The sequence below is a fragment of the Streptomyces sp. MB09-02B genome, assembly GCF_033794485.1.
GTDB lineage: Bacteria > Actinomycetota > Actinomycetes > Streptomycetales > Streptomycetaceae > Streptomyces.
Genome location: NZ_JARGEE010000301.1, coordinates 1 through 11,262 on the forward strand (window position 1 = coordinate 1; position 11,262 = coordinate 11,262).

At 71.1% G+C, this 11,262-nt stretch carries 12 protein-coding genes; 3 read left to right on the forward strand and 9 right to left on the reverse strand.

Features of this window, described 5'->3' with window-relative positions:
• Nucleotides 1–368 precede the first annotated feature (368 nt).
• The 6 genes from P1P70_RS31610 to P1P70_RS31635 form a co-directional block, all read right to left on the reverse strand.
• Nucleotides 369–1,052 carry a uracil-DNA glycosylase gene (locus tag P1P70_RS31610; RefSeq protein ID WP_319243872.1) on the reverse strand — a complete coding sequence of 228 codons (684 nt, stop codon included), beginning with the start codon at nt 1,050–1,052 and terminating at the stop codon, nt 369–371.
• Between the two features lie 132 nt (nt 1,053–1,184).
• Entirely contained in the window at nt 1,185–2,765 is a 1,581-nt protein-coding gene (locus P1P70_RS31615) for an ABC transporter substrate-binding protein (RefSeq protein ID WP_319243874.1), read from the reverse strand.
• A 188-nt stretch (nt 2,766–2,953) separates the two neighbouring features.
• Nucleotides 2,954–3,721, reverse strand: a complete 768-nt coding sequence (locus P1P70_RS31620; RefSeq protein ID WP_319243876.1) for an SDR family oxidoreductase — start codon at nt 3,719–3,721, stop codon at nt 2,954–2,956.
• A 12-nt stretch (nt 3,722–3,733) separates the two neighbouring features.
• Nucleotides 3,734–4,495 carry a 3-oxoacyl-ACP reductase FabG gene (fabG, locus tag P1P70_RS31625; protein ID WP_215451095.1) on the reverse strand — a complete coding sequence of 254 codons (762 nt, stop codon included), beginning with the start codon at nt 4,493–4,495 and terminating at the stop codon, nt 3,734–3,736.
• A 146-nt stretch (nt 4,496–4,641) separates the two neighbouring features.
• Nucleotides 4,642–5,052: a DUF3037 domain-containing protein gene (locus P1P70_RS31630; RefSeq protein WP_319243880.1), complete on the reverse strand. Its 411-nt coding sequence runs from the start codon at nt 5,050–5,052 to the stop codon at nt 4,642–4,644.
• Nucleotides 5,049–5,804, reverse strand: a complete 756-nt coding sequence (locus P1P70_RS31635; protein WP_319243882.1) for a HipA family kinase — start codon at nt 5,802–5,804, stop codon at nt 5,049–5,051. Before P1P70_RS31635 ends, P1P70_RS31630 begins: the two co-directional genes overlap by 4 nt.
• A gap of 202 nt (nt 5,805–6,006) precedes the next feature.
• On the opposite strand from P1P70_RS31635, the gene P1P70_RS31640 reads away from it, so the two are divergent.
• On the forward strand, nt 6,007–6,510 hold the full coding sequence (locus tag P1P70_RS31640; RefSeq protein WP_319243884.1) for a Rieske (2Fe-2S) protein: 504 nt from the start codon (nt 6,007–6,009) through the stop codon (nt 6,508–6,510).
• Here the strand turns inward: P1P70_RS31640 and P1P70_RS31645 are convergent.
• Nucleotides 6,507–7,184 (reverse strand): cysteine hydrolase, encoded by a 678-nt coding sequence (locus tag P1P70_RS31645; protein WP_319243886.1) that lies wholly within the window; start codon nt 7,182–7,184, stop codon nt 6,507–6,509. The two genes, P1P70_RS31640 and P1P70_RS31645, sit on opposite strands and share 4 nt — an antisense overlap.
• A gap of 107 nt (nt 7,185–7,291) precedes the next feature.
• Here P1P70_RS31645 and P1P70_RS31650 point away from each other — a divergent pair, with 107 nt between their 5' ends.
• Nucleotides 7,292–7,759, forward strand: a complete 468-nt coding sequence (locus tag P1P70_RS31650) for a pyridoxamine 5'-phosphate oxidase family protein (RefSeq protein WP_319243888.1) — start codon at nt 7,292–7,294, stop codon at nt 7,757–7,759.
• 48 nt (nt 7,760–7,807) lie between these two features.
• On the opposite strand, the gene P1P70_RS31655 is transcribed toward P1P70_RS31650, so the two are convergent.
• Entirely contained in the window at nt 7,808–8,716 is a 909-nt protein-coding gene (locus P1P70_RS31655) for a LysR family transcriptional regulator (protein WP_319243890.1), read from the reverse strand.
• Between the two features lie 75 nt (nt 8,717–8,791).
• Here P1P70_RS31655 and P1P70_RS31660 point away from each other — a divergent pair, with 75 nt between their 5' ends.
• Nucleotides 8,792–9,721 carry a DMT family transporter gene (locus P1P70_RS31660; RefSeq protein WP_319243892.1) on the forward strand — a complete coding sequence of 310 codons (930 nt, stop codon included), beginning with the start codon at nt 8,792–8,794 and terminating at the stop codon, nt 9,719–9,721.
• Nucleotides 9,722–9,806: 85 nt separating this feature from the next.
• On the opposite strand, the gene P1P70_RS31665 is transcribed toward P1P70_RS31660, so the two are convergent.
• Nucleotides 9,807–11,150, reverse strand: coding sequence for an aminotransferase class I/II-fold pyridoxal phosphate-dependent enzyme (locus tag P1P70_RS31665; protein WP_319243894.1), 1,344 nt, complete (start codon nt 11,148–11,150; stop codon nt 9,807–9,809).
• Between the last annotated feature and the right edge of the window lie 112 nt (nt 11,151–11,262).

Genomic DNA, 11,262 nt, shown 5'->3' on the forward strand with positions numbered 1-11,262 from the left:
CCGACGCGTCAACGTCCTGTGGGCCCTCATCCGCGACCGACGGTGCTATCAAGTCACACCACCAGTCACCAGCGCAGCTTGACAACAGCATTAGGAAGCTCCGTACGGCCACGGGGGCGCCCCGGCGGCCGTACGGCGAGCGGCCGGACGGGCGTGACGTACCATCACCGGCCGTACGCGTGACGTACGAGCAGCGGCCGGACGGGCGGACGTACGAGCACGGAGGGACGAGCGGTGGGTCAGCCGAGGCCGAGCCGGAGCCGGGGCCGGAGCCGAACGACCCGTCAGCCGGGGCCGGAGCCGAACGACCCGTCAGCCGAGGCCGGAGCCGAGCGAACCGTCAGCCGAGGCCGGAGCCGAGCGAACCGTCAGCCGAGGTTCGGAATCGTCCAGTCGATCGCCTCGTGGCCCTGCCGTGCGACGGCCTCGTTGATCTGCGTGAACGGCTGCGAGCCGAAGAACTTCTTGGCCGACAACGGCGAGGGGTGCGCGCCCTTCACCACGGCGTGGCGCTCCTCGTCGATCAGCGGGAGCTTCTTCTGCGCGTAGTTGCCCCACAGCACGAAGACCGCCGGGTCGGGCCGGTCGGCCACCGCGCGGATCACGGCGTCGGTGAACTTCTCCCAGCCCTTGCCCTTGTGCGAGTTGGCCTCGCCGGCCCGGACGGTGAGGACCGCGTTGAGCAGCAGCACGCCCTGCTGGGCCCACGGCATGAGGTAGCCGTTGTCCGGGATCGGGGTGCCCAGCTCGGCCTGCATCTCCTTGTAGATGTTCCGCAGCGAGGGCGGGGTCTTCACCCCGGGCCGCACGGAGAAGCACAGCCCGTGGCCCTGGCCCTCGCCGTGGTACGGGTCCTGGCCGAGGACCAGCACCTTCACGCTCTCGTACGGGGTGGCGTCGAGCGCGGCGAAGACCTGCTCACGGGGAGGGTAGACGGGACCCTTGGCACGCTCCTCCTCGACGAACTCGGTGAGTTCCTTGAAGTAGGGCTGCTGCAGCTCGTCCCCCAGGACCCCGCGCCAGGACTCGGGCAGCATCGCGATGTCGGTCACGTCAACTTCCTCCGGTGTGCGCTCACTTCACGGCCACGGAACACGCGGCCATGGGCAGCCGCGCGAAGCGCGGCCGCCGTCAGAGCACAGAACCTACAGGCGCCCACTGACAACGCGCCCCGGCACCCGGAATCACCAGCTGGTCTTCCAGGACAGCTGCCACATGATCATCATCGTCGCGGGGTCGATGACGTTCTCGAGGCCGGCGATCTCCTCGTTCGCGGCCGTGTACGCCTTGCCCTGCCACAGCGGGATCAGCCTGGCGTCGTCCACGAGGATCTGCTGGGCCTCCTCGAACTCCTCGGCCACGGCACCGCGGTCGCTCTCGGCGCGCGACTCCGGCAGGAGCTTGTTGGTGATCTCGGGGGCGTCGTACGGCGTGCCGAGCGCGTTCTGCTCACCCACGAACGGGGCGATGAAGTTGTCGGCGTCGTTGAAGTCGGGGTTCCAGCCGCGCCCGAAGACCGGGTACTCGCCGTTCTGGTAGCCCTTGGAGTAGTCCTTCCAGGGGCGGCTCTTCAGCGTGACCTCGAACAGTCCGGACGCCTCCAGCTGCCGCTTCAGCTCCTCGAAGGCCGGCTTGGTCTGGGAGCCGTACCGGTCGGTGGTGTACCAGAGCTGGAGAGGAACCGTTTCGGTGATGCCCGCCTCGGTGAGGATGGACTTCGCCTTGGTCGCGCTGGGGTTGCCGTAGTCGTCGAAGAAGCCCGTCGTGTGGCCGACCAGACCCCGGGGGATCATGGAGTACAGCGGCTCGACGGTGTCCTTGTAGATGTTGTGGGCGAGCGCGGGCCGGTCGAGGACCTGGGCGACCGCCTTGCGGACCGCGGGGTTCTTCGCCCAGGGGTCCTTGGGGTTGAACACCAGGTAGCTGATCTCGGTGGTGGGGTTCTCCACGATCTGGAGCCCCTCCTCGTCGTGGTTGGCCTGGATGTCCACGATGTCCGAGGCGCCGAGACCTCGGTAGATGACCGAGATGTCCTTGTTCTTGAGGGCGCTGACCATCTCGTCGGACTGCTGGAAGTACTGGATGGTGATGGCGGAGTTCTTGAGGTCCGCGATGCCCTCGTAGTTGTCGTTGCGGACCAGCTCGGCCGTCTTGCCGTCGTCGTATGAGGCGAGGTTGTAGGGCCCGGAGCCGGCGATGTCCCCGCCCTCGCGGAGCTTGTCCGCAGGGTACTCCGCCGGGTCCACGATCGACATCGCGGGCGTGGTGAGCACCAGGGGGAAGGTCGCGTCGGGCTGGCTGAGGTGGAAGACGACCTCGCGGTCCCCCTTCGTCTGCACCCGGGAGAGGGTGGTCAGCAGACCGGCGGGGCCACCGTTGACGTTGATCTTCTTGATCCGGTCGAACGAGTACTTGACGGCCTTGGCGTCCAGCGTGTGCCCGTTGGAGAACTTCAGGCCCTCACGCAGGGTGCAGCTGTACACCGTGCTGGAGCTGTCCGTGAACTCGCAGCTCTCGGCGGCGTCCGGCTCGGGCTCGGACCCGCCGGGCGAGTAGCCGAGCAGGGGCTGGAAGACGTTGCGCATCAGCTCCCAGGAGCTGTCCCAGGCCGCGGCCGGGTCCAGGGTGCTCGGCGTACTGGTGGTCCCCACGATGATGGGATCCGCGTCGTCGGAGGCGTCCGAGGAGAACACGCCACACCCGGTCACCATGGATATGGACGCGATCACCGCGAGTGGCGGCAAGTATCGGTTCCGGTTGAACACGTGCATGCTCCTCGAAATGCCGTACCAAGAGTGGCCGAACGATACCGCAGGCCCCCCGAGCCGATCCCGCTCGGTCGGCGGTGCCCTTGGCCGGTCCGCGTGTGACGGCGTTGTCGAGGCCCCGTGAGGGGTGCGGACGGGCGCCGGAGATGTTCGGTGAATCGCGCACCGGCGCCCGCCTCACTCTGTCAGCCCACCCCGGCGTTGAGGAAGATGCCGCCGTCGACCACGAGGGTCTGTCCGGTGATCCAGTCGGACTGCTCGGAAGTGAGGAACGCGGCGGCGCCCCCGATGTCGGAGGGCACGCCGAGCCGCCCGAGCGGGTAGGACGCGGCCGCCTCGGCCTCCCGGCCCTCGTAGAGGGCCTGGGCGAACTTGGTCTTCACCACGGCGGGCGCGATCGCGTTGGCCCGCACCTTGGGCGCGTACTCGTGCGCCAGCTGGACGGTCAGGTTGATCATGGCGGCCTTGCTGATGCCGTACGCGCCGATGAACGGCGACGCGGAGACACCGGCGACGGAGGCGATGTTGACGATGGCGCCGCCGTTGTCCTTCTGCCAGGCGTGCCAGGTCCTCTGGGCGAAGCCGAGCGCGGAGACGACATTCGTCTCGAACACCTTGCGGGCCACGTTCAGGTCGAGGTCGGCGATCGGACCGAACACGGGGTTCGTACCGGCGTTGTTGACCAGGAAGTCGACGCGGCCGAAGGCCTCCATCGTGCGCTCGACGGCGAGGGCCTGGTGGGCCTCGTCGTGGGCCTTGCCGGCGACGCCGATGACGCGGTCGGCGCCGAGCTGCTCGACGGCCTCCTTGAGCGCGTCCTCGTTGCGGCCGGTGATGCAGACCCGGTCGCCACGGGCGACGAGGGCCTCGGCGATGCCGTAGCCGATGCCGCGGCTGGCGCCGGTGATGAGCGCGACCTTGCCCGAAAGCTCGGGGAGTTCCACCGAAGTCATGTTCTGGGTCCCTTAGTTGAGCGGTCCGCCGGCGACGTACAGCACCTGGCCGGAGACGAATCCGGCGTCCTCGCCCGTGAAGTAGGCGATGGCTCCGGCGATGTCCTCCGGGCGGCCCACACGCTGCACGGGGATCTGGGTGGCCGCGGCGGCCTGGAAGTCCTCGAAGCCCATGCCGACGCGGGCGGCCGTGGCGGCGGTCATGTCGGTGACGATGAAGCCGGGGGCGACCGCGTTGGCGGTGACGCCGAACTTGCCGAGCTCGATGGCCAGGGTCTTGGTGAAGCCCTGCAGACCGGCCTTGGCGGCGGAGTAGTTGACCTGGCCCCGGTTGCCGAGCGCGGACGACGAGGACAGGTTCACGATCCGGCCGAACTTGGCCTCGACCATGTACTTCTGTACCGCCTTGGCCATCAGGAAGGCGCCACGCAGGTGCACGTTCATGACCGTGTCCCAGTCGGACGCGCTCATCTTGAACAGCAGGTTGTCGCGGAGCACGCCCGCGTTGTTCACCAGGATCGTCGGAGCGCCCAGCTCCTCGGCGATCCGGGTGACGGCGGCCTCGACCTGGGCCTCGTCGGAGACGTCGCAGCCGACCGCGAGCGCCCTGCCGCCCGCGGCGGTGATCTTCTCCACGGTGTCCTTGCACGCGGCCTCGTCGAGGTCGATCACCGCGACGGCCCGCCCCTCCGCGGCCAGTCGTACGGCGGTCGCGGCGCCGATGCCGCGCGCGCCACCCGTGACCACGGCGACACGCTGCTCAGTGGTGGACATTGCTGGTTCTCCTCGCCCTTGGGATGCGGCTCCTGCGGCGCCCCCATGTGGTGAGCGACCGCTTAGTACCTTCAGCACACGTGACGCTAGAAGTCCTGGCACCCGGTGTCAACGCTCCACCAGGTGTGATCCCTTACCTTGGCCGGTCACTTCACCAGGAGGGCGAGCAGCCGCTCGGCCTCCGCCGCCGGATCCGTGGTGAGCCCAGTGTGCACGGGCCCCGCCTGGACCACCGTGGACCGGGGCGCGACAAGCCACCGGAACCGCCGTCCGGCGTCGTCGCCGGCGGCTTGCCCGGCCGCCTCTCCCCCGGCGCACACGCCCTCCACGGCGCGCAGCGCGGCGCGTACGCCCGCCACGTCCACCCCGGGGTCGAGGGCGAGCAGCTTGCTCTCGTCGAGGTGCGTACGGGCCGCGACCAGGGCCCGGGAACGGCTGTACACGAGGACGCCCGCGTTGAAGCACTCACCTCGCTCGATCCGGGGCACGATCCGCAGCAGCGCGTACTCGTAGACGCCCTGCCCGGTCGCGCCGGTCCCCAGGAAGCGGTCGTTCACTTGATCCCCCCGATGCGTTCGTGCACGTCGGCGGCGCGGGCGAGCAGCGGTTCCGCGTACGCCCGCCGCAGCGCGTCCGGTGTCTCGAAGCCGGGCTCGTCGGCGAGCCAGACGTCGGGGATCTCGGCGGTCACCTCGGCGAGCAGCTCCTCGGTGACCAGGGGCGCGAGCTCGGCGGCGGCCGCCGCGACATCGGGGCCGAAACGGGCCAGGGCGTGGTCGGCCGCGGCGTACGGCTTGGCGGCGGAGGCGCGGGCGCCGGGCCAGTGGTGGTGCCAGATCATGGTGGCGCCGTGGTCGATGAGCCACAGCTCGCCGTGCCACATCAGCAGGTTGGGGTTGCGCCAGGAACGGTCGACGTTGTTGATCAGCGCGTCGAACCAGACGATCCGCCCGGCTTCCTCGGGGCTCACCTCGAAGGCCAGCGGATCGAAGCCGATCGCCCGGGTCAGGAAGTCCATGCCCAGGTTGGTACCGCCGCTGGACTTGATCAGTTCCTGCACCCGCTCGTCGGGTTCACCGAGGCCCAGGACGGGATCGAGGTCGAGGGTGACGAGGCCGGGCACGCGCAGTCCGAGCCGCCGCGCCAGCTCCCCGCAGACCACCTCCGCGACGAGCGTCTTGCGCCCCTGCCCCGCGCCGGTGAACTTGAGGACGTACGTCCCCCGGTCGTCGCCCTCGACGAGACCGGGCAACGAGCCGCCTTCCCGCAACGGCGCGATGTACCGGGTCGCGCTGACTTCCTTGAGCATCGGCCCAGGCTACCGGCGTGCCGACGGTCCCCTGAGTCGGCCCGTCCGGTGGCACGGCAGACCGACAGCTTCCAGACAGCTGCTTTTGACGCCGTCGTGATCCCGGACAGGCCAGGATGTGCTCCCTGTCTGAACGTTCAAGCACACGTCCACCGTATGCATGGGCGACAGTGCGAAGCCATCTCGGAAGGAACCGTCAGCAATGACCAGCGAAACGACCAAACCCGCTTCGATCCCGGGCCGTCGCACCGTCATGGCGGCCGCCGGCGTGGCGGGGCTCACCGTCGCGCTGACCGCGTGCGGATCGGACGACGACTCGTCGACCTCCGTCTCGTCCGGGGCCGGCGCCGGCGGCGACGCGAACGGTGACACCGGCGGCGACACGACCGGCGGCAGCACGGGCGGCGACAGCGCGGGCGGTAAGGAGATCGCGAAGACCTCGGACATCCCCGAGGGCGGCGGCAAGATCTTCGAGAGCGAGGGCGTCGTCGTCACCCAGCCCGAGGCGGGCACGTTCAAGGCGTTCTCCTCCGCGTGCACCCATCAGGGGTGTGCGGTGAAGTCGATCGCCGACGGCGTGATCAACTGCCCCTGCCACAACAGCAACTTCTCGATCGCGGACGGCAGCGTGAAGAGCGGACCGGCGACGAAGGCGCTGCCGGCCAAGGAGGTCACCGTGTCCGGTGACTCGATCACGCTGGCCTAGCGTTCGCCGGACGCGCGGCCCACGGGCCGCGCGAAGCACGCCACCACCTCGTCCGTGGTCGCGACCGTGGCGACCAGCGCGAGGGTGTGGCGGATCATCGCGGGGGTGTAGTCGGCAGGCACCCCCGCGATGGCGTCGCCGGGCACGACGACCGTGTAGCCGAGGTTGACCGCGTCGAACACCGCGTTCGGCACGGCCACGTTGGCCGACACACCGGCGACGACGAGGGTGCGGCAGCCCAGGTTCCGCAGCAGCGCGTCGACGTCGGTGCCCGCCAGCGGGGACAGGCCGTGCAGCCGCCGTACGATCAGGTCCTCCTCGGCGACCTCGATGGGCGGCGCGACCCGTACGGCCGCGGTCCCCGTCAACTGCCGTACGGGCAGCCGCTCGGCCGCGCGGAACAACCGGGCGTTGCGGTTGGCGCCCCGGCCGTCGGGCCGCCGCTCGGCGACGGCGTGCAGGACCTGCGCCCCGCATCCGTGGGCCGCGGTGACCAGCCGGGCGACCCGGTCGAGCGCTCCCGACGACCGGGCCTCCCGGGCGAGTTCGGGCAGGGCGCCGTCGGGTCCGACGACGCCCTGCTGGCACTCGACGGTGAGCAGGACGGTGGTGGCGGGATCGAGGAGCCCGCCCAGCTCCCGCTGCCGCTTCGACTCACTCGGGTACGCGGGCATGACGCTCCCCCTGTCGCCGGCGATCGGGCGGTGGAGCGTAACGCCCCTTGCGCGGGGACGGAAGACGCCCGATGCTTTTCTGACGCCACGTCAGAAAAGGGGATTCCATGGCCGTCACCCAGCGCCGGGGCCGGAAGATCATGATGGAACCCGCCGAACTGGACGAGTTCCTGGACACACAGCGGACCTGCCGGGTGGCGACGGTCGCGCCGGACGGCGCCCCGCACGTCAGCCCGCTCTGGTTCGTCTGGGACGGCACCTCTCTCTGGCTCTACTCGATCACCCGCAGCAAACGCTGGTCCGCGCTGCGCCGTGACCCGCGCGTGGCCGTCGTGGTCGACGCGGGCGAGGAGTACGGCGAACTGCGCGGCGTCGAACTGTCCGGCACCGTCGAACGCGTCGGCGAGGCGCCGCGCACGGGCGGACCGGTGCCCGAACTCGTGGACGTGGAGCGGATGTTCGCCCGCAAGAACTTCGGCATCGACGAGATGCCGCACGACGGCAGGCACGCCTGGCTGCGCCTGACCCCGGATGCCGTCGCGTCCTGGGACTTCCGCAAACTGGGCTCGCCGTGACCGGCTCCGCGTGAGCGGAGCCCTCCGCGAGCGGACGCGCCCCGCAGCTCAGCGCCCCCCGCACGCGCCCCCCGCGGTCCGCAGCGCCTCCACCGCGGCCCTGATGGACGGACGCCGGTCGGCGTCCGATCGCCACACCGCGTAGACGCTGCGGTGCACCCGGTGGCGCACCGGCACGGTCCGTACTCCGGCCGGCATCGGGTCCCGGCCGAGCCGGGGGGCGATACAGACACCCAACCCCGCTGCCACCAGGGCGAGTTGGGTGTGGTGTTCGCCTGCGCGGTGGGCGATGTGGGGCTCGATGCCGTTGGCCCGCAGCGTGTAGAGCAGCCATTCGTGGCAGAACTCGCCCTCGGGCCAGGCGACCCACGGCTCCTCAGCCAGCTCCCGCAGGTCGATCTCGTCCCGGCCGACGAGCGGATGGTCCCCGTGCAGGGCCACCTCCACCGGGTCGTCGAGGATCGCGGCCCTGGCCAGTCCCTCGGGCACGGGCAGCGGCTTGTTGTACCAGTCGAGGACGACGGCCAGGTCGACGTCTCCCCGGATCACCGCGTTGACGGCCAGTTCGGGTTCCAGTTCCCGCGACCGCACGCGCAGCGCGGGATGGTCCTCGCGCAGCGTGCGGAACACGGCGGGAAACAACCCCCGGACGGCCGTCGGGAACGCGGCCAGCCGCAGTTCGCCGACCACCTGCCCCCGCTGTTCCTCCAGCGCCGACTGCGCCAGCTCGACCTGCGACAGGATGCGCGCGGCATGCTCGGCGAGCAGCCGCCCCGCGTCGGTGAGGCGCACACCCCGCCCGTTCTTGGCGAGGAGCCGCTGCCCCACCTCGCGTTCCAGCTTGGCCATCTGCTGCGAGACGGCCGAGGTCGTCACATGCAGCCCGTCGGCCGCCCCGCTGACCGAGCCGTGCCGGGCGAGGGCGTCCAGGGTACGCAGGCGCTCCAGGTTCAACATGTAAGTGATGCTACGAGAATCGACTCACCAATTCTCGCTTGTGCTACGAGATCAACGGCCGCCATCGTGGTGCGCATGACCACCGCCACGCCCACCCGAGCCCCCGGCCGTGTCCCCGACCGCTCGCGCGCCGCCGTCGACTGGCGGCTGCGCTTCGCCTTCCTCTCCCTGGTCTGGGGTTTCAGCTTCCTCCTGATCAAGGTGGGCACACAGGCGTACGCGCCCTTCCAGGTCACCTTCGGACGGCTGCTGTTCGGCACGCTGGTCCTGGCGGCGGCGATGGCGGTGCGGCGGGAGCGGCTGCCGCGCGGCGCCCGCACCTGGGGTCACCTCACCGTGGCCGCCTTCTTCCTCAACGCCCTGCCGTTCTCCCTGTTCGCCTACGCCGAGCTGACCGTCCCGTCCACGCTGGCGGGCATCTGCAACGCGACCTCGCCCCTGTGGGGCATGGCCCTCTCCCTGGTCGCACTCTCCGAGGACCGCCCCACCCGGGTGCGGGTCGCCGGTCTCGGCCTCGGCTTCCTCGGCGTCCTCACCGTGCTCGGCGCCTGGCAGGGCTTCCGCGGCCTGGACGCCACCGGCACCGCGATGGCGCTGCTGGCCTCTCTCAGCTATCCCGTCGGCTGGATCTACGTCCGCCGCACCCTGGCCGGCACCCCCGCGTCGCACCTGTCCCTCACCGGCGCCCAACTGCTGCTGGCCACCTCCCAACTGGCCTTCGTCACCCCGCTGTTCACGACTGTGCCCAGCAGCTTCCCGGTGCTGCCCCTGCTGGCGGTCGTCGCGCTGGGCACCCTCGGCACAGGGGTCGCGATGCTCGTCCAGTACGGCCTCGTCTCCGAGGTCGGCCCGACGACGGCCCAGATGGTCACCTACTTCATCCCGGTCATCGCCACGGCGGCCGGCGTAGCGCTCCTCGGCGAGTCGCTGACCTGGTCGACCCCGGTCGGCGCGGCGATCGTCCTGGCCGGCGCGGCCCTGACGCAGGCGAGGCCGCGCACCTGATCCGAGGGGGCGCCGGACGGCAGGCTGACACGTCGGGCTCACGTCCCGACTGACCCGTCACGCGCGCATCCCTGCTGCCGTGGCGTCACACGTATCCCACCCCTGCCCCAGCTCCCGCTCCCGTCCCGATCGCCGAGGCCACCGCGTCCGCCACCTTCCCGATCTCCTCCTCGGTGAGGGTGGAGACGGTGATCCGGATGCCCTGCGGGGCGCTCATCCGGAAGCGCGCCCCGGGCGCGACGGCCCAGCCGGCGTGCAGCAGTCGGGCGACCGCGCCGGTCTCGTCCGGCACCCGGATCCACACGTTCATCCCGCTGACCCCGTGCGCCTCGACCCCGCGCCGCGCGAGGGCGCCGATCAACGCGTCCCGCCGCCGCCCGTACGCCGCCGAGACGCTCATGGCGTCCACCGCACCGCCGGACCACAGCCGGACGACGGCCCGCTGCACCAGCCGGCTCACCCACCCGGGCCCCAGCCGCTGCCGTCCCCGCACCCGGTCGACGGTGGCCGCGTCACCCGTGAGTACCGCGAGCCGCAGGTCGGGGCCGTACGCCTTGGCGACCGACCGCACGAAAGCCCAACTGCGGGTACCCCCGGCGAGCGGATGCAGGGGCTGGTCGACGATCCGGTAGCCGTGGTCGTCCTCGATGAGCAGGGTCTCCGGATGCTCCCGCAGCACGGACCGCAGGGCCCGCGCGCGGGCGGCGCTCACGGCCGCGCCGGTCGGGTTCTGCGCCCGGTCGGTGACGATCAGGGCTCGCGCCCCGCCCTCCAGCGCCTCGCGTACGTCGTCGGGGAGCGGCCCCTCGTCGTCGACGCCGACCGGGACGACCCGCAGCCCGAGCGCCGGGACCAGGTCGAGCACGCTCCCCCACCCGGGGTCCTCGACCGCGACGGCGTCCCCCGGCTTGAGGTGGACGGCCAGCACCCGCTCGATGGCGTCGAGCGACCCCGAGGTGACGGTGACCGGCCCGTCCGGCACTCCGTCGGCGTCCAGGTCGGCCCGCGCGATCCGGGCCAACTCGGGCTCCACGGCCCCCGATCCGTAGAGGACCGGTTCACGGTCGCCCTGCTCGGCGGCGGCAGCGAACGCCTCCGCCAGGCGGGGAAGCAACGCCGGGTCGGGATTGCCGTCGGCGAGGTCCCGCACCCCCTCGGGCACCTCCACCCGGATGTACTCCCGCCCCGTCGTCGCCGGCCGGGACCGCACACGACTGCCCCGGCGTCCCGCCGTCTCGATGACCCCCCGCTCGCGCAGGGTGCGGTAGGCAGCCGCGACGGTGTTCGGGTTCACCCCCAGCCGCTCCGCCAACTCCCGCATGGGAGGCAGCAGTTGACCCGGCTCCAGCTCGCCCGAGCCCACCGCCTCCTCGACGCTCGCCGCAATCTCGGCTGCGCGCCGTCCAGTGATCCGGTATTCTCCTAGCACAAAGCAGATTATGCACTAGTGCGATGGAGAACGCAATGACGAGGACCCAGCAGTCGACGACACCCGAGCTGACGACACCCCCTCCCGCCGCCTACACCCCCACCCAGCGCAC